We start from the raw sequence: 18,206 nt of genomic DNA, 5'->3' as shown, positions 1-18,206 counted from the left end.
ACGCACCGTTGCCGCGTTCGAGCCGCTCCAATCGCACAGGAGCGTTTCGATGACCCGACCCGACGGCACCAGGGGCTTCGTCCTCAACCAGACGATGCTGCGCGTGCGCGACCCTAGCGCCAGCCTGTCCTTCTATCAGGACGTGCTGGGCATGACGTTGATCCAGAAGCTGGATTTCGAGGAGATGGCGTTCTCGCTCTATTTCCTCGCCTATCTCAAGGACGGTGAGGCGATTCCCGCCGATCCGGCGGAACGCGCCCGCTTCCTGTTCACGCGCGAGACGACGCTGGAACTGACCCATAATTGGGGTACCGAGGATGATCCCGACTTCGCCGGCTATCACAATGGCAATGCCGATCCGCGCGGCTTCGGCCATATCGGCATTTCGGTGCCCGACGTCGTCGTCGCCTGCGCGCGGTTCGAGGAACTGGGCGTATCGTTCGTCAAGCGGCCCGACGAGGGCAAGATGAAGGACATCGCCTTCATCGCCGATCCCGATGGCTATTGGATCGAAATCCTGTCGCCGAACGGCATGACCGATGCCGTCGTTCAGGCGGAGGATGCGGCATGAAGGCGATGACCCTGCGCGCGCCCGGTGGCCTCGACCGGCTGGAATGGGTCGAGCGCGCCGATCCGGGACAGCCGGGGCCGGGCGAGATCCGCGTCGCGCTGCATGGTAGTTCGCTCAACTTCCACGACTATATCGTCGCCAGCGGCACATCGCCCGCCGCCGACGGCCGCGTGCCGATGGCGGACGGGGCGGGCGTGGTCGAGGCGGTGGGCGAGGGCGTCACCGACTTCGCGGTCGGTGACGCCGTCGTCTCGTGCTTCTTCCCCGACTGGCAGGATGGCGCGCCGACCATCGGCGATTTCGCGCGGACGCCGGGCGACGGCATCGACGGATTCGCGCAAGGAACGGTGGTGCTGCCCGCCACCGCCTTCACCCATGCGCCCAAGGGCTGGGACGCGGTCGAGGCGGCGACGATCACCACCGCCGGCCTGACCGCGTGGCGCGCGCTGGTGGTCGATGGCGGATTGAAGGCGGGCGACCGGGTGCTGCTGCTCGGCACCGGTGGCGTCTCGATCTGGGCGTTGCAGATCGCCAAGGCGATGGGGGCGGTGGTCGCCATCACCTCGTCGAGCGACGAGAAGCTGGCGCGGGCGCGCGACCTCGGCGCGGACTTCACCGTCAATTATCGCAACGATCAGGACTGGGGCGCGACCGTCGCCGCATGGGCGGACGGGCGGGGCGTCGATCATGTGGTCGAGGTCGGCGGCCCGGCCACGCTCGCCCAGTCGATCGCGGCGGTGCGGGTCGGTGGGCATATTTCGCTGATCGGGGTGTTGACCGGACGCGGCGGCGAGGTGCCGACGGCGGCGCTGATGGCGAAACAGGCGCGGTTGCAGGGGCTGATCGTCGGCAGCCGGCGCGCGCAACAGGATTTCGTCCGCGCGCTCGATGCGACCGGTATTCGCCCGGTGATCGACCGGCGGTTTCCGCTCACCGAACTGGCCGAGGCGTTCCGGTTTCAGGAAGGCGGCGACCATTTCGGCAAGATCGGGGTGGAGTGGTAGCGGGATGATCTCCCCTCCCTGACAAGGGAGGGGCCGGGGGTGGGTAGGTTCGGGGCTGGCGCTCCATTCCCTCACGGGCCGACCCACCCCAACCCCTCCCTTCCAGGGAGGGGCAAAGAGGCTTACTGACCACTCGGCGTCTTGGCCTTTACCGTTTCGGGCGGCGTCACCGGCGACAGCGTCTGCTTCTGCGTCGCGGTGTTGATCCGCCGCTTGCGCTCGAACGGCGGCAGGTCGACGCGGCGACCGGTCCTTAGCGCCTCGACGATGCCTTCGATGACGCGCAGATCGGCCAGACCCTCCTCGGCATCGGGTTCGGGATCGTCGCCGTTCAGGATGCAGTCGGAGAAATATTTCATCTCGCCGCCGAACTGGTCGGTCGGCTTGAACTTCTCTTCGGACTTTTCGGTGCCGATTGTGATCGTCTGATGCTGGGTGTCACCATAGCCGAAGGCGGGATCGATATGGATGCTGCCCTTGGCGCCGCAGATCGTCAGGTGATCGACGTTGCCGGCATAATAGCTGACGGTGAAGCTTGCCAGCCGGTCGCCGGGCATCCGCAGCACGACCGCGAACGTATCGTCGAGATCGCCGAAGCCCGCCTTCGCCTGCCGGGTCGCCACCGCCGATTCGACCGCGACCGGTTCCTCGCCGAACAGGTAGCGGATCGCGTTGATCGGATACGGCCCCATGTCGAACAGCGGACCCGCGACGATGCCGTGGCTGGCGCGGTGGTTCTCGGGGTCGAGCGACTGGCTGAACGTCGCGGTAAAGGTGACGAGATCGCCCAGCTTGCCGTCGCGCACCTTGTCGATCGCCGACAGCGTGCCGGGTTCGAAATGCAGACGATAGGCGGTCATCAGCTTCGCCGACGACGCCTGTTGCGCCGCGAGGATCGCGCGGCCCTGTTCGGTCGAGATTTCCAACGGCTTTTCGCACAGCACATGGATGCCCGCGGCCAGTGCCGGCACCGCGAATTCGGCGTGCCGCCAGTTGGGCGTGCCGAGATACACCGCGTCGATCGTGCCCGATGCCAGCAGTTCGTGATATTCGTCATAGCTATAGGTGCGATCGAGGCCGTACAGTTCGGCCAGCGCCGCTGCCTTGTCGGCATCGCCGGTGACGACGGTAACGAGCTTCGAATTGCCGGTGTGTTTGATGCCGGGCAGCATCGAACGCTGGGTGATGTCGCCAGCACCGACGACGGCGTAGCGGACCTTCTTGCCAAGGCCCAGGGCGGAAGCGAGGCTCATGCGGCGGTTCTCCGAACTATCGTTTTCAGGGGAGGGGGTCGCCAGCAAACGCACGTCGCCGCCGCTGTCTCCCTGCGATCACGGACATTTGCGCGCCATCACGGGTTATCGGGCGCATGCTGCTGCGATCCTCGTCCGCCCCCGCTCCCGCCTCGCTGCGCGATACCGACGGCTATCTGCCGCTTGCCCGCTACGGCGCATTGGGCGACGGGCGGGCGGTGGTGCTGTCGGGCGCGGACGGATCGATCGACTGGTGGTGCGTGCCCAACATGGATTCGCCACCGCTGTTCGACCGGCTGCTCGATGCGGGGCAGGGCGGCTATTTCGCGATCACCCCGGCCGAACCATTCACCAGCGAACAACGCTATCGCGACGACAGCAACGTGCTGGAGACGATCTTCACCACCGCCACCGGGCGCGCCAAGCTGGTCGAGAGCCTGAACAGTGGCACCGCCGGGCGACTACCATGGGCTGAACTCGCTCGCCGGGTCGAGGGGCTCGACGGGCGCGTCGCCTTCACGCTGACGCTGCGCTTCGGGCGGCGGGCCGATACCGTCAGCCCGTATTTCGCCCGCGCGGGCGGGCACGACGTGTTCCATGTCGGCGCGGTGCTGGGGCTGGTGCGATGTTCGGACAATGTTGCCATCGAGCGGCAGGGCGACGAGGGTATCGACGGGTGGATCGCGGTGGGGCCGGGCGAGCGCGCGACGATTGGCATCGTCGCCGGCGCGGACGAGCCGCTGGTGGTGCCGACGATCGAAGCGGTCGACGAACGCATCGACCTGTCCGACAAGGAATGGCGCGACTGGACGCAGCGGCTCCACTGTGTCGGCGATCACCGTGCGACCGCGATCCGCAGCGCGCTGGCGTTGAAACTGCTGCTCTATTCGCCATCGGGCGCGATCGTCGCCGCCGCGACGACGTCGCTGCCCGAGCGGATCGGCGGCAACAAGAACTGGGACTATCGCTACGCCTGGATTCGCGATGCCGGCTATACGATCAAGGCGTTTCTGCGGATCGGTGCGCTGGGCGAGGCGAAGGCGGGGTTCACCTGGCTGCTCAAGCGGCTGGGCGAGGGTGCCCCGCGCGTCTGTTACACGCTGGCCGGCGACCGGGTGCCCGACGAACGACGGGTCGACCTGCCCGGCTATCGCGGGTCGCAGCCGGTGGTCGCGGGCAATCTCGCCACCAACCAGCACCAGCACGGCATCTATGGCGACATCTTCGAGACGGCCGAACGCTTCGTCGCTTGTGGCAACATCCTCGACTCCACCAGTGCCGAGACGCTGTCGCACCTTGCCGACCAATGCGCCGATCGCTGGCGGCAGAAGGATGCCGGCATCTGGGAGCTGGAAGAGGTCCAGCATTACACCATGTCGAAGATCAGTTGCTGGCAAGCGCTGGAGCGCGCCGTCGAACTGGCCGATGCCGGGCAGCTTCCCACCACCTGCCGCGACCGCTGGGCGCGCGAGCGCGACCGGATCATGGACTGGATCGGCGAGCATTGCTGGTCGGAGGAACGTGGTGCCTATCTCTGCTATCCGGGCGCGGACGGCCTCGATGCGTCGCTGGCGCTGGCGGTGCGGTTCCGCTTCGACGGGCAGGACCGGCTGGCGCGCACGCTCGACGCGATCGACCGCGAGCTTGGCGCGGGGGCCTATCACTATCGCTACACCGGCATGGACAAGGAAGAAGGCTGTTTCCTCGCCTGTACCTTCTGGATGGTCGAGGCGCGGGCGATCCTTGGGCAGCACGACCGCGCGGCGGCGGCGTTCGACGCGGCGATGGCGGGACTGGCGGACGGCGTCGGCATCCTGCCGGAAATGATCGATCCGAAGACGCACGAGTATCTCGGCAATTTGCCGCAAGGTTTGAGCCACTTAGCGCTGATCCAGGCGATCGCCACGCTGAACGGTACGCAATTGTGACGGAACTCCGCGTCATTTCAAGAGCTTGGCCGTCCGGTGTTGCTGGATTGGAGAGACAGGATGAACTTCGGGCTTGATGGAAAGATCGCGTTGGTGACGGGATCGGACAGCGGGATCGGCCGGGAAACCGCGCGCATGCTGCTGGAGGAAGGCGTGCGGGTCGCGATCAGCGACCGACCCGGCGGTGACATCGAATCCACGCTCGAAGGCTTGAAGCAATATGGCGAGGTGGTCGCGGTGCCGGCCGACGTTACCAAGCTGGCCGACGTGCAGGCGCTGTTCGCCAAGGTGCGCGAGTTGCTCGGCGATCCGGAGATCGTGGTCAATGCGGCCGGCGTGACCGGGGCGACCGGCGATTTCCTCGAGGTCGACGATGCCGGCTGGGCCGAAACGCTGGAAATCAACCTGATGGGCGCGGTCCGTGTCGCGCGCGAGGCAATTCCGGCGATGCGCAAGGCGGGCGGCGGGCGTATCGTGCTGATCGCGTCCGAGGATGCGGTGCAGCCCTATGTCGACGAGCTTGCCTATTGCGCGTCCAAGGCCGGGCTGCTGAACCTGACGAAAGGACTGTCCAAGGCCTATGGCTGCGACAATGTCCTGGTGAACAGCGTGTCGCCCGCCTTCATCGAAACGCCGATGACCGACGCGATGATGGAGAAGCGCGCCGGGGAACTCGGCACCGACATGGACTCGGCGATCAAGAGTTTCCTGAAGGAAGAACGCCCCGGCATGGTGCTCAAGCGCCGCGGCAAGGCGGAGGAAGTGGCCGCCGCGATCGTGTTCCTGTGTTCGGGACCGGCAAGCTTCATCAACGGTGCCAACATCCGCGTCGATTCGGGCGCGGTGATGACGATGGCGGGCTGAACCGGAGCGGCTCCCCCCGGGAGGGGGGAGCCGTTCGCTTAGGTCAGCACCTTTTCCGGCACCGGCACCGCCGCCAGCGGCGTCGTCGCGTCGATCTCCATCAGCGGCTTGAGCAGCCCGTCGCGCAGATCGTAGATCCAGCCGTGCAGTTCGAGCGGCTTGCCCGAAGCGAAGGCGTTCTGGATCACGTCGGTCCGGGCCAGCTTCACCAACTGGTCGCGGACGTTCAGTTCGACCAGCCGGTTGCTGCGCAACTCGCCGGCGGGCAGGCCGTCGAGTTCATCGCGGTGGTCGCGGATCACGTCGCGCAGGATGTTGAGCCAGTCGTCGATATGGCCGTCGACCTCGCCCGACAGCACGGTCTCGACGCCGCCGCAGCCGTAATGGCCGCAGACGATGATGTGGCGCACGCCGACGGTTTCGACCGCATATTGTACCAGCGACATCAGATTCTGGTCGTTCGGATCGATCAGATTGGCGATGTTGCGGTGCATCAGCATCTCGCCCGGCTGGGCGTTGGTCAACTGGTCGGGCGCGACGCGGCTGTCCGATGGCCCGATCCACAGGAAATCGGGTTGTTCGCCTTGCGTCTGGCGGGTGAAATACCGGGGGTTCTCCTCCAGCTTTTCCGATGCCCATGCCTTGTTGGCGAGCAGCAGGTGTTTGTATTCCCTCATGCGTAGGCGACCTCCTTGCGCGGCGCCTTGATCTGCGGCGCGGTCTTTTCACCGATGTCGCCGCGGACCAGCACGTTGACGCCCCGATACTGGGCATTCTTGATGAAGCCGTTGATGATGTCGATATTGTCGAGATCGACATAGCTGGTCGCCGACAGGTCGATCACCACGGTGCAGTCGTCGGGCACCTTGTCGAGTTCGCGGGTCAGTTCGACCTTGTGGATGAAGTACAGGTTGCGCTTGGCGCGCACCATGCAGCTTGCCCCCGGGCCTTCGCCGTCCTGCACGAACGTCACCGCCGGGCGGAAATTGCGCGCGATGACGAACACGAAGCCGATGACGAGACCGATCACGATGCCCTTGAGCAGATCGGTGAACAGGATCGCCACCACGGTCACGACGAACGGCACGAACTGGGTATAGCCCTGCTTCCAGCGCTTCACGAACAGCTCGGGCTTGGTCAGCTTGTAGCCGGTCTGGATCAGCACCGCCGCCAGTGCCGACAGCGGGATGAGGTTGAGCAGCACCGGGATCAGCAGCACTGACAGCAGCAACCAGCTACCGTGCAGGATCGTCGACATCTTGGACGCGGCGTTGGCACCGACGTTGGCCGACGACCGCACGATCACCGACGTGACCGGCAGGCCGCCGATCAGGCCGGAGATGATGTTGCCGCCGCCCTGCGCCAGCAGTTCGTGGTTCTTGTCGGTCACGCGACGCTTGGGGTCGATCTCGTCCACCGCCTTGACCGACAGCAGCGATTCGAGGCTGGCGACGATCGCCAGCGTGACCGCCACGGTCCATACCGTCGCATTGCCGATCTGGCCGAAGTCGGGGAAGCTGAACAGCTTGACGAACCCGCCAAGGCTCTCGGCGATCGGCACGCTGACCAGATGGGTCGGCTTGACCTGCAGCGCCGGCGCGACCAGCCCGAACAGCGCGTTGAGCGCGACCGACCCGACCACGACGACCAGCGGGCCGGGGATGAATTTCAGGAAACCGTCGCTGGGCTTCGCCTTTTCCCACCAGAACAGGAAGGCAAGGCTGATCGCGGCGATGACCGCCGCGCCCCATACCACCTGTTCGCGCAGCACGAAGATGATGGTGTTGAAGGTGTTGCGCCCGTCGTCCTGCCGGAAGGCGAAGTCGCCGCCCGGATCGCCGTCATAGCCGATCGCGTGCGGCACCTGCTTCAGGATCAGGATCAGGCCGATCGCCGCCAGCATGCCGGTGATGACCGACGACGGCACGAATTCGCCGAGCACGCCCGACCGTGAAAAGGACAGCAGCACCTGGAGGATGCCGGCGAGCATCACCGCGAGCAGGAATGCCTCGAACGAGGGGAGGCGGGTGATCGCGTCGAGCACGATCACGGTCAGGCCGGCGGCGGGGCCGCTGACCGACAACGGCGATTTCGACAGCGCACCGACGACGATGCCGCCGACGATCCCGGAGATCAGCCCGGAAAACAGCGGCGCGCCCGACGCCAGCGCGACGCCGAGGCAGAGGGGCAGCGCGACGAGCGCGACGACGATCGACGCCGGCAAATCCTGCCGAAGATTGGCGATCAGGGATGGTTGCGACATGGCGGCAGGGATGCCTTGTGGTTGAACGGGGTGCGCCGGCCATGCCTCGGGGGAAGCATAGCCGGCGCGGAACCCGCTAGGCCGACGGGACGGGGGAGGGAAGAATCGCCCCGCCGGACATGCGGGAACGGCTTATTCGGCAGCTTCGGCCGTATAGAAATCGGCGGCCAGCCGCTTCGCGGCGGGCAACGCCACCGGCAGCGGGCGATCTTCGTTGATCGGCGCGAACCGGCCGGTTTCGCCGTCGAGCGCGAGGATCACCCCGGCATGGATGTCGACGAACCAGCCGTGCAGCGTCAGATCGCCCTTGGCGATACGCGAGGCGACCGCGGGATGGGTGCGCAGGTGCGAGATCTGCACCACGACGTTCTCGAGGCTGGCGGCGCGGACGGCGGCCTGATCGTCAAGATCGGGATAGCTGTGCGACACGACCGAATGGGCGGCATGGCTGTGGCGCAGCCACGCCGCGACGCTCGGCAGGCCTGCCAGCGTCTCGGGCTTCATCAGCGCGCCCATCGCGCCGCAGCCCGAATGGCCCGATACGATGATGTCGGTGACGCCGAGCACCGCGACCGCATATTCGACCGTGGAGGTCGTGCCGCCGTTCTGCTGGGTGAAGGGGGGGACGATGTTGCCGGCGTTGCGGATGACGAACACGTCGCCCGGCTTCGCCTGGAGGATATGTTCGGGAACGACGCGCGAATCCGAACACGAGATCATCAGCACCTTGGGGCTCTGCCCATCGGTCGCCAGCTTTGAATAAAGGTCGGCATCGGTGCCGAACACGTCCTTTTCGAATCCAAAGACCCGCCCAATGACGTCGTTCATATCGCTTGTTCCCAATCCAGAGGGCATGGGCCGCAGCCATGCCGGTCGGGATCAGCGTATACGGCCAAGATAATTGCTGCGTTCGACGGCCGTGTAACGAATTATTGCCGCTGCGCTGCGGCAGGAAGCACGATCGCAACGCACAACCCGCCCCCGTCGCGATTGGCGAGTTCGAGCCGTCCACCCTCCGCCTCGACCGCGCGGGCGACGATCGACAGGCCAAGGCCGAAGCCGACCGTGTCGCGCTTGCGCGCGGTGTCCAGCCGGACGAACGGTTCGAGGACATGGCCGAGCGATTCCTCGGGGATGCCAGGGCCGTCGTCCTCGACCCGGACAATGGTGGCGTCCACGTCGCGCACCAGCGTGAGCCGCGCGCTGCCGCCGTAATGGATCGCATTCTCGACCAGATTGATGACCGCGCGGCGGAAGTTGGACCGGCGCACAACCCGTTCGCAATGGTCGGGGCCGTGATAGCTGGCGTCATGGCCATGATCGGTCGCGTCGTCAACGATGCTGGCGCACAGCACGGCGATGTCGACCAGTGTCGGCTTTTCCGGCTCTCCCTCCCCGCCGAGGAAGGCGAGCAGCGAGAGGACCATCGCCTCCATTTCGGCAAGGTCGTTCTGCACCGTGGTGCGCACTTGGCGATCGGCAATGGCATCGGTGCGCAGCCGCAGCCGGGCGAGCGGGGTGCGCAGATCATGGCCGACCGCCGCCAGCGCGCGGGTGCGATCCTCGATCAACCGGTGAATGCGCGCCTGCAATCCGTTGAACGCCACCACCAGCCGGCGGACCTCGCCCGGTCCCGCCTCCTCGACCGGCGGCAGCGCGGCGGCACCGCCCGCGCCGAAGCGATCGACCGCATCGGCCAGTTGCCGCATCGGCCGCAACGTCCGGCGGATCAGCAGCCCGCCCGCGACCATCAGCGCGATCGCCGGGATCAGCGCGAGCAGGATGCGCCCGAGCGCCAGATCGAAGGCGCGCAGCGGCTCCAGCGTACGGAAATACAGCCAGCTTCCGTCGTCCAGCCGCAGCACGCCGGTGACGACCGATCGTCCGCCGGGCGATGCCAGCGTCAGGTGCAGCCCGGTGTCGGCGAGCGTCGGTTCCCACGCCAGCACCTGCTGCTCCATCTCGCGCAGCTCGGTGCCGCGCACCGGAAGGGCGGGGAGGGTCGGCCGCCACTGGACGGCGTAGCGTTCGGTGGTCAGTTCGGCGGCCATCCCCGGCCGTTCGGCGATGGCGCGTTCGTCGACGATCCGCCGCGCGATCACCAGATGCTCGGCCAGCCGCCGCGCCTCGTCGTCGCGTACCGAAAACTGGCTGGCGCGTTCGTAGAGCAGGACCGAGACGCCGAATTCGATGACGATCGTCAGCAGCAGGATCGCGACGATCCGCCCGATCAACCCGAACGGCATCGCCGGCAGGGTGCGTTTCACCGCCGCTCGACCGGCACGTTCAGCATATAGCCGACCCCGCGCACCGTCACGATCGGCGGAGTGGCACCGGCGGTCGACAACTTGCGGCGCAACCGGCTGATGAGCACGTCGATGCTGCGGTCCGAACTGTCGCCAAGGCGGGTGCGCGACAGCTCGATCAGCCGTTCGCGGGCGATCACCCGCTGGGCATGGTCGAGCAGCACGACCAGCAGGTCGAATTCCGCCCCCGTCAAATCGACCGACGCCCCGGTCGGCGAGGTCAGCTCGCGCCGCGGCAGGTTCGCGGTCCAGCCTTCGAAGGTATAGATGCCCTCCTCGCGCTGCGTCGTCTGCGCGTTCAGTTCGCCCCGGCGCAGCACGGCGCGGACGCGGGCGATCAGCTCGCGCGTGCCGAACGGCTTGGGCAGATAATCGTCGGCCCCCAGTTCGAGGCCGATGACGCGATCGACCTCGCTGCCCTTGGCCGACACGAAGATGATCGGCACCGCGCTCGTCTGGCGGATCTGGCGGCACAGGTCGATGCCGCTGGTGCCCGGCAGCATGATGTCGAGCAGGATCAGGTCGACCGGCCCCTGTTCCAGCGCCAGCCACATCTCGGGCGCGGCGGAGCAGGTGCGCACAAGATAGCCGTTTTCCTGCAACGCGCGGGCGGTAAGGGTGCGCAGCGCGGGATCGTCCTCGACGACGATGATGGACGGGGCGGTCATGCGGGCAAACTCGTCATGTCGCGTGGGCTAGGGACGTGGGCCATCAAGGTCAATTCACCTCGCGCCCGATCGGATACAGTAGATAGCGTTCGTCGTAATAGGGCGTGCGGGCATAGAACCATTGCAGCCGCGCCGTCGGATCGGCGGCGAATGCGGGATCGATGGCCAGCTTCGCCTCGAACGCGGCCCGGAGCGCGGGATCGTTCGCTAGCATCCGGTCGGCGAGCGGGGCGATGGCATAGCCCTCGATATATTCGGTGCGCTGGAGCATGGCCGGCGCTAGGTTCCATGCCAGCACGCCTTCCTCGCTTTCGGGTTCGAGGAGATAGGCGGCGAGCAGGCCCAGCGGCTGGTCGGCGGGAACTCGAACCGATCCGGCGGGCATCGTCTCGCGCCGGTTCTCATGGACGATCGTGGCGTCGAGCGGAACATGGCCCTCGCTCGCCGACCCGAGTTTGGGATCGGTGGCGCGCGCCATGTCGAGCGTGCGGGTGACGGCCGCGTTCACCGGCTCCATCGTTACGCCGTGCAGCCGCAACAGGTCGATGACATGCGGCAGGGTGGCCGGCACCCACCATGCCTTCGGCAATTGCACCACCTTGTCGGGCAGGCTGCCGAACACCGGCATCCTGAACGTCACCGCTCTCGACAGCCAGCGCAGTTCGTCGCGACCGGAGGCGGGCGAGCGATAGCTGTCGTGCGCCAATCCGAGAAAGTCGACCGAATAGAGCGGCACCGGGTTCGGCTTCCATGTCGCGGTCAGGGTGGTCGGCCGCGCGGCACGATCGCGGTCGATCGCCGCGCGCAGGTCGCTGCCCCGGTCGCCCGCGAAGCGGAGGGCCTCCTCGACGAACACATAGGTGCCGAGCACGCGCTGGCGGTAGGGTTTGAGCGAATGCGTCTCGACCAGCAGCGTCGGGATATGCGCGGTGTCGCCATAGCCGGTCGAGAAGCGCGGCGTGTCGACGTCCTGGGTCATGCCCTTTTCGGGGGCGCGATTGTCGATCGTGCTGACGTAATAGCCCGGCGTATGGCCGGCGCGGACCAGTGCTGCGTCCATCGCCGGGCGGAGCTGCCGGTCGAGCACCTGCCCGACCGCCGCCGAACGCGCGCCATAGCCGCGCCAGCCGGAAAAGGCATAGGTTACGTCGTAGCGATGATCGATCCCGTCGGTGACGTGCAGGTCGAGATAGAGGACCGGATCGAGCCTGCGGATCAGCGCGATCATCGCCCGCGTCTCGGGTGCATCGGCCTTCAGATAGTCGCGGTTGAGGTTGAGGTTCTGCGCGGTCGTCCGCCAGCCCATATCGCGTGGGCCGCGCTGGTTCGGGCGGTTCCACGGACCTGATCGCTCGTGCCCGTCGACGTTGTAGATCGGCACGAACACCAGATCGACCTTGTCGAGCAGGCGATTCTTGCCGCGCAGGGCGATGTCGCGCAACAGCATGAGGCCGGCGTCCTTGCCGTCGATCTCGCCGGCATGGATGCCGGCCTGCACCAGCACGACCGGCTTGGGTGTCGGACCACCCTTGTGCGCGCGGACATAGTACAGGTCGCGCCCCTGCGCGCTCCGGCCAAACGTCTCGATCGACAGGAGCGGCGATGCCGCCACCAGCCGGTCGAGCCAGCCCCGCGTCGCGGCGTAATCGGGGGTGGTGTCGAACGCGGCCGCCTCGGCAGGGGTGATCCACGGGTCGCCGGATCTGACGATCAGCGCCTCGCTTTTGCCATGCCACGGCCGGACGGGCGGCAACGGCGCTTCGAGCGCGGGCTGGGCGGAAGCGGTGGATGCGGCGAGCAGCGCGATACAGAACAGACGGACCATGGACCGATCGTAGCCGAAGCAGCGGGTGACGCCAGCAGCGATCCATTACCGGTGCGGAACGAAGTCTTTTGTTACAAGTTATTGCGGCCGGAACCCCAGACCAGTCGGAGCCACGGCGATCGCCTCGGCCTATCAATTCAAGCCGCATGAACGGCCGTTTCTGCCCGGATCGCCCGCAACGCCCGACCATCCGTTCGCGCGGCGAGTCGGCTATTTCGCGATCGGCATCCTGCTGGGGCTGACCGGCGGGTTCAGCAATGCGCTGCTGCTCGCCAACCTGCCGCAGATACAGGGATCGCTCGGACTCAGTCAGGTGCAGGGCGGGTGGCTGACCGCGATCTCGTCGATGACCAGCGTCTGCATGTCGATGCTGCTCATCAAGTTTCGCCAGCAATTCGGGATGCAGCGCTTCACCCGCGTGTTCCTCAGCGCGTTCCTTGTCCTCAACGTGCTCCAGTTGATCGTTCACAGCTTCGGCGTGCAGCTCATCGTGCGCGGTGCGTCGGGCATCGTCGCCAGTGCGCTCACGACGCTGTGCTTCCTGTATATCATGCAGGCGCTGCCCGCCGCCGCGCGGCTGTCGGGAATGATTATCGGCTTCGCCGCGTCGCAGATCGCGCTGCCGCTCGCACGCACGCTGTCGCCGCTGCTGCTGGTCGACGGGCGGATCGAGGCGCTGTTCTGGTTCGAACTGGGGCTGACGCTGATGTGTCTGGGGGCAGTCGCGCTATTGCGCCTGCCGCCGTCCGAACGCACCCCGGCGTTCGAGCGGATCGATTTCCTCACCTTCGCGCTGTTCGCGCCCGGCGTCGCGCTGCTGTGCGCGGTGCTGGTGCAGGGGCGTATCCAGTGGTGGTCTACGCCGTGGCTGGGCTATGCCACCGCCGCCGCGATCCCCCTGATCGGCGTGGCGCTGCTGATCGAGCATAATCGCGCCAATCCGCTGCTCAACACCCGCTGGATGCTCGGGCGCAACATCATCCGCTTCGGGATCGTCGCGGCGTCGTTGCGCATCCTGTTGTCCGAACAGACCTATGGAACGGTCGGGCTGCTGAGCGTCGTCGGCATGGGCAACGACCAGTTGGTGACACTCAGCCTGTGCATGGTGCTGGGGTCGATCGCCGGGCTGATCGTCGGCCTCAAGACGCTAAACATGGCCGATCTCTACAAGCCGGTGGTGATCGCGGTCGCGCTGATCGGCATCGGCGCGTGGATGGATTCGGATTCGACCAACCTCACCCGACCCTCCAGCCTGTATCTCAGCCAAACGATCATCGCCTTCGCCGCGCTGTATTTCCTCGGGCCGATGCTGATGATCGGCATCTTCCGCGCGCTGGCGCGAGGCACCACCCATATCGTCAGCTTCTCGGCGCTGTTCGGCATCACCCAGACGCTGGGCGGCCTTGCCGGCACCGCGCTGCTCGGGTCGTTCCAGATCGTGCGCGAGAAATATCATTCGTTCGAGCTGGTCCAGTCGCTCACCCTGACCGATCCGGTCGTCGCACAGCGCATCCAGCAACTGGGCGGGGCCTATGCCCGGGTGCAGGGCGATCCGGTGCTGCGACAGGGGACCGGCACGTCGCTGCTGGCGCAACAGGTGACGCGCGAGGCCAATATCCTCGCGTTCAACGACGTGTTCCTTGCCGTCGCTATCCTGTCCGCCATGGTCGTTGTCTGGCTCGGCGCGCTATGGCTGCGTTTCCGGCTGCGCGGGGAAAACCCCCTGGCGGCCGATTTGGCGGCGGTGCAACGCATGCGACAGCAGCAATCCTCATGAGCGAACCCCAAGTCTCGCGCGAAGACGCGCAACGCCTCGCCGATCCGGTCGAGATCCCCGTCGAACCGGCGCGCGCGCGCGGTTGGGCACCGCCGCGCGGCAGCCTGCGCTCGACGCTCGGCTTCGTCGCACTATTGCTGGGCGGGGTCGCGCTGGCGCTCTATGCCTGGGGGCTGTGGCCGTTCGTCAGCCGGGTGCAGGCGACCGACAACGCCTATGTCCGCGGCCAGACGACGGTGATCGCGCCGCAGGTGAACGGGTATGTGACGCACGTGCTGGTCCGCGATTTCGAACAGGTGCGCGCCGGACAGGTCCTCGCGCGGATCGACGATCGCATCTATCGCCAGCGGGTCGATCAGGCGCTGGCGCAACTGGCGGCGCAGCGCGCGAACCTCGCCAATTCGCGCCAGAGCGAGCGGTCGAGCGAGGCGAGTCTGGGCGGACAGGCCGCCGCCGTCCAGAACGCGCAGGCGCAACTGGCGCGGGCGCAGGCGGACATGGCGCGGGTCGACGATCTGGTGCGCGAGGGATCGGTGTCGCTGCGCGAACGCGACCAGACGCTGGCGGCGCTGCGCGCGGCGCAGGCCGGCGTCGCGCAGGCACAGGCGCAGCGCAGCGTCGCGCAGGAACAGGTCCGCACCGTCGAGGTGGGTCGCGGCGGATTGCAGGCGGCGGTCGAGAATGCGCAGGCGACGGTACGGCTGGCGCAGATCGATCTTGCCAACACCGTCATCCGCGCGCCGCAGGACGGCCGGCTGGGCGAGGTCGGCGTGCGGCTGGGCCAATATGTCACGGCGGGGACGCAACTGATGTTCCTCGTGCCGCCCGCCGTCTGGGTCACGGCGAATTTCAAGGAGGCGCAGACCGCGCGCATGGCCGCCGGACAGCCCGCAACGATCCGGGTCGACGCGCTCGATCGCGCCGAACTGCGCGGGCGGGTGGAGCGGATCGCACCCGCCGCCGCCAACGAGTTCGCGGTGATCCGCGCCGATAACGCCACCGGCAATTTTGTGAAGGTCGCGCAGCGGATCCCGGTGCGCATCGCGATCGACCGGAACGATCCGCTGTTCGCGCGGCTGCGCCCTGGCATGTCGGTGGAGGCCCGGGTCGATACCGGCGGCGGTCCATCGCCGGCGGTGCGATGAACCGCCGCCTGCCCCTGCTGGCGATGCTGGCGCTCGCCGGCTGCACGCCACCCGACCGGCCACCGCCCGCCGGGGCGGGGGTGGTGGCACCGCCCGCGTGGCGCACGACCTTGTCGGCCACGGCCGCGATCGACGCGCGCTGGTGGGAGGGGTTCGGCGATCCCGAACTGACCCGGCTGGTGACGGCGGCGCTCGCCAACAATCCCGACATTGCCATTGCCGCCGCGCGGGTGGCGGAAGCACGCGCGCAGGAAGGGGTGGCGCGGGCCGCGCGGTTCCCGACGCTCGACGTCGGCGTCGGCCTGACCGAACAGCGCGCGCTCAACGCACTGGGCCGGGCGAGTACCGGCACCTCGCTCCAGCCGGTGTTCCAGTCGTCGTACGAGGTCGATCTGTTCGGGCGAATCTCGAACCAGATCGCCGCCGCGCGCCTGTCGGGCGATGCCGCCGCCGCCGCCGCCGATACGACGCGGCTCTCGGTCGCGGCGGCCACCGCCAGCGGCTATGTGACGTTGCGCGGCCTCGATGCCCGGATCGCGACGGTCCGTGCCACGATCGCCTCGCGCGGCGAAGCGTTGCGGATCGCGCGGTCGCGGGCGCAGGCGGGCTATACCTCGCAGCTTGAACTGCGGCAGGCCGAAGCCGAATATGCCGGCGTCACCCAGACGCTGCCGCAACTCGAACTGCTCGCCCGGCGACAGGAGGATGCGCTGGCGCTGCTTACGGCCACGCCGCCGCGCCTGATCGCGCGCGGGCTGGTGCTCGATCGGCTGGTGCCGCCACCCGTCCCCGCTGGCCTGCCGTCCGACCTGTTGCGCCGCCGGCCCGACATCGCGCAGGCCGAGGCGGCGCTGGCGGCGACCGATGCCAGTCTGGCGGCGGCGCGTGCGCAGTTCCTGCCGGCGCTGCGTCTGACCGGATCGACCGGCGAGGTGCTGTCGAGCGCGCTGCCCAATCCGGTCGGTATCTGGTCGATCGGGGCGAGCATCCTTGCCCCGCTGTTCCGCGGCGGACAGTTACGCGGCAATCTCGACGCGGCGGCGGCACGGCGCGATCAGGCGGCGTTCGCCTATCAGCGTACCGTGCTGATTGCATTCCGCGAGGTGGAGGATGCGCTGGCCGGCGTCGACCGCCTCGCCGCGCAGTCCCGCGCGCTGGAGACGCAGCGCACCGCCACCGCCGAGGCGCTGCGCCACGCGACCAACCGCTACCGCGCCGGCTACAGCCCGTATCTTGAACAATTGGATGCGCAGCGGGCGCTGTTCAGCGTCGAACTGTCGCTCGAACAGGTGCGCGCCGACCGGTTGAACGCATTGGTCGCGCTGTATCAGGCGATGGGCGGTGGATGGGGGGCGGTGCCATGATCCGCGTCGCGACGATCGACGACATTGCGGCGCTGCATGATCTCGTCGAGGCGGCGTTCCGGGGCGACTCGGCCCGCACCGGCTGGACGCACGAGGCCGATCTGCTGGATGGCCAGCGGACCGATCGCGCCGCGCTGAGCGAACTGGTCGGCGATCCGGCGCGGCGGATGCTGGTCGCCGAGGCGGAGGGCGCGATGATCGGCTGCGTCGCGCTGTCGTTTCTGCCGGATGGGCGCGCAGCGCTGGGGATGCTCGCGGTCCGGCCGGACCTGCAGGGCGGCGGCACCGGGCGCGCGCTGGTCGCGGCGGCCGAACATGCCGCGGCGGAGGAGGGGGCCGGCGTGATGGAGATGACCGTCATCGCCCAGCGCGGCGAACTGATCGCATGGTATGAACGGCAGGGCTATCGCAGCACCGGCGGGACGCGGCCGTTTCCGCTCGACGATCCGCGCTTCGGCTTGCCCCGGACCCGCGACCTGTATTTCGTGGTGCTCGACCGTGCGCTCGCCAGATAGCACAAGGCCCGTCCGACGGCGGGTCGGACGGGCCTTGGCATCGATACGCAAGGGAGTGCGTTCCCCCTTAGTAGCCCTCTGCCGACAAAGTGCAATCCTCCCTTTGGAGGATCGGGTATGGCGTTTCGTCGGTCAGCGTGTCGACCGCCCGTTCGACGATGGCGACCATCCGGCGGCGGGTGGCGGCTTCGTCGAATTCGGCGTCCGCGATCCGGCGGTGCATCAACCCCGCGCCGATCGTCAGGATCAGGTCGGCCAGTTGCGCGCGGCGCTCGGCATGATCGGGATCGGGGGCCAGCGCGGCGATGGCGCGGAACAACGCATGTTTGACCCGCGCGTTGATGGCATGCGCGATGGCGGCGATGCGATCGTTGCGCGCCGCCTCGGCGATGATCTCGGGCACCAGCGCCCGCGAATCGCTCGGCCCTTCGCAACGGGCGAAGACGTGCAGCCAGTGGCGGATCGCCGCAATGTCGCCGGCCTCGATCGCCCGGTCGAGATCGGCCTCGTGCAGAAAGGTCGCGAGGTCGCTCTCGACGATCTCGGCGACGATCGCCTCCTTGTCGGCGAAGTCGCGATAGATCTGCCCGACCTTGATTCCCGACTCGGCGGCGAGTTGCGCCACGCCGGTACCGTGGAACCCCTGTTCCGCGAACAGCCGTCGCGCCACCGAAACCAGCCTTTCGCGACGGGCCGCCGCCTTGCTCGCCCGACACGCTGCAC

The 18,206-nt window shown here is 67.6% G+C and carries 16 protein-coding genes; 8 read left to right on the top strand and 8 right to left on the bottom strand.

Annotation, left to right across the window (positions count from 1 at the left end; all coding sequences use genetic code 11):
* Window positions 1-49 precede the first annotated feature (49 nt).
* Together gloA and LRA89_RS08085 are read left to right on the top strand one after the other, a co-directional pair.
* Window positions 50-571 carry a lactoylglutathione lyase gene (gene gloA, locus LRA89_RS08090; RefSeq protein ID WP_230769735.1) on the top strand — a complete coding sequence of 174 codons (522 nt, stop codon included), beginning with the start codon at window positions 50-52 and terminating at the stop codon, window positions 569-571.
* Window positions 568-1,575: a zinc-dependent alcohol dehydrogenase family protein gene (locus LRA89_RS08085; RefSeq protein ID WP_230769734.1), complete on the top strand. Its 1,008-nt coding sequence runs from the start codon at window positions 568-570 to the stop codon at window positions 1,573-1,575. Before gloA ends, LRA89_RS08085 begins: the two co-directional genes overlap by 4 nt.
* A 122-nt stretch (window positions 1,576-1,697) precedes the next feature.
* On the opposite strand, the gene LRA89_RS08080 is transcribed toward LRA89_RS08085, so the two are convergent.
* Window positions 1,698-2,828, bottom strand: coding sequence for a Gfo/Idh/MocA family protein (locus LRA89_RS08080; protein WP_230769733.1), 1,131 nt, complete (start codon window positions 2,826-2,828; stop codon window positions 1,698-1,700).
* A gap of 116 nt (window positions 2,829-2,944) precedes the next feature.
* Here LRA89_RS08080 and LRA89_RS08075 point away from each other — a divergent pair, with 116 nt between their 5' ends.
* Together LRA89_RS08075 and LRA89_RS08070 are read left to right on the top strand one after the other, a co-directional pair.
* Window positions 2,945-4,756 carry a glycoside hydrolase family 15 protein gene (locus tag LRA89_RS08075; RefSeq protein ID WP_230769732.1) on the top strand — a complete coding sequence of 604 codons (1,812 nt, stop codon included), beginning with the start codon at window positions 2,945-2,947 and terminating at the stop codon, window positions 4,754-4,756.
* A gap of 60 nt (window positions 4,757-4,816) precedes the next feature.
* Window positions 4,817-5,620, top strand: coding sequence for an SDR family NAD(P)-dependent oxidoreductase (locus tag LRA89_RS08070; protein WP_230769731.1), 804 nt, complete (start codon window positions 4,817-4,819; stop codon window positions 5,618-5,620).
* Window positions 5,621-5,658: 38 nt separating this feature from the next.
* Here the strand turns inward: LRA89_RS08070 and LRA89_RS08065 are convergent, their stop codons facing one another.
* From LRA89_RS08065 to LRA89_RS08040, 6 genes are all read right to left on the bottom strand, one after another.
* A complete protein-coding gene (locus LRA89_RS08065; RefSeq protein WP_055762681.1) occupies window positions 5,659-6,297 on the bottom strand; it encodes a carbonic anhydrase in 639 nt (212 codons plus the stop codon).
* Complete coding sequence (locus tag LRA89_RS08060) at window positions 6,294-7,883, bottom strand: SulP family inorganic anion transporter (protein ID WP_056496158.1); 1,590 nt, start codon at window positions 7,881-7,883, stop codon at window positions 6,294-6,296. The genes LRA89_RS08065 and LRA89_RS08060 overlap by 4 nt, the downstream gene beginning before the upstream one ends.
* 132 nt (window positions 7,884-8,015) lie before the next feature.
* Entirely contained in the window at window positions 8,016-8,711 is a 696-nt protein-coding gene (locus LRA89_RS08055; RefSeq protein WP_055762675.1) for a carbonic anhydrase, read from the bottom strand.
* Between the two features lie 101 nt (window positions 8,712-8,812).
* Entirely contained in the window at window positions 8,813-10,129 is a 1,317-nt protein-coding gene (locus LRA89_RS08050; protein ID WP_055762916.1) for an ATP-binding protein, read from the bottom strand.
* 17 nt (window positions 10,130-10,146) lie between these two features.
* Window positions 10,147-10,857, bottom strand: coding sequence for a response regulator (locus LRA89_RS08045; protein ID WP_056496161.1), 711 nt, complete (start codon window positions 10,855-10,857; stop codon window positions 10,147-10,149).
* A gap of 49 nt (window positions 10,858-10,906) precedes the next feature.
* Entirely contained in the window at window positions 10,907-12,682 is a 1,776-nt protein-coding gene (locus tag LRA89_RS08040; RefSeq protein ID WP_230769730.1) for a M14 family metallopeptidase, read from the bottom strand.
* A 25-nt stretch (window positions 12,683-12,707) separates the two neighbouring features.
* On the opposite strand from LRA89_RS08040, the gene LRA89_RS08035 reads away from it, so the two are divergent.
* Genes LRA89_RS08035 through LRA89_RS08020 form a run of 4 tightly spaced genes read left to right on the top strand, consistent with a single transcriptional unit; the run spans window position 12,708 to window position 17,483 of the window.
* A complete protein-coding gene (locus tag LRA89_RS08035; RefSeq protein WP_230769729.1) occupies window positions 12,708-14,459 on the top strand; it encodes an MFS transporter in 1,752 nt (583 codons plus the stop codon).
* Entirely contained in the window at window positions 14,456-15,604 is a 1,149-nt protein-coding gene (locus LRA89_RS08030) for an HlyD family secretion protein (RefSeq protein ID WP_230769728.1), read from the top strand. Before LRA89_RS08035 ends, LRA89_RS08030 begins: the two co-directional genes overlap by 4 nt.
* The gene (locus LRA89_RS08025; protein WP_230769727.1) at window positions 15,601-16,968 is read left to right on the top strand and encodes an efflux transporter outer membrane subunit; all 1,368 of its coding nucleotides are present in this window, start codon (window positions 15,601-15,603) and stop codon (window positions 16,966-16,968) included. The genes LRA89_RS08030 and LRA89_RS08025 overlap by 4 nt, the downstream gene beginning before the upstream one ends.
* Window positions 16,965-17,483: a GNAT family N-acetyltransferase gene (locus LRA89_RS08020; protein WP_230769726.1), complete on the top strand. Its 519-nt coding sequence runs from the start codon at window positions 16,965-16,967 to the stop codon at window positions 17,481-17,483. Before LRA89_RS08025 ends, LRA89_RS08020 begins: the two co-directional genes overlap by 4 nt.
* 67 nt (window positions 17,484-17,550) lie before the next feature.
* Here LRA89_RS08020 and LRA89_RS08015 read toward each other — a convergent pair whose 3' ends face one another.
* Window positions 17,551-18,153: a TetR/AcrR family transcriptional regulator gene (locus tag LRA89_RS08015; RefSeq protein WP_055762657.1), complete on the bottom strand. Its 603-nt coding sequence runs from the start codon at window positions 18,151-18,153 to the stop codon at window positions 17,551-17,553.
* Window positions 18,154-18,206: the final 53 nt, after the last annotated feature.

The sequence above is a fragment of the Sphingomonas sp. Leaf4 genome (assembly GCF_920939515.1).
GTDB lineage: Bacteria > Pseudomonadota > Alphaproteobacteria > Sphingomonadales > Sphingomonadaceae > Sphingomonas.
This window is presented reverse-complemented; position numbering and strand designations above follow the sequence as displayed.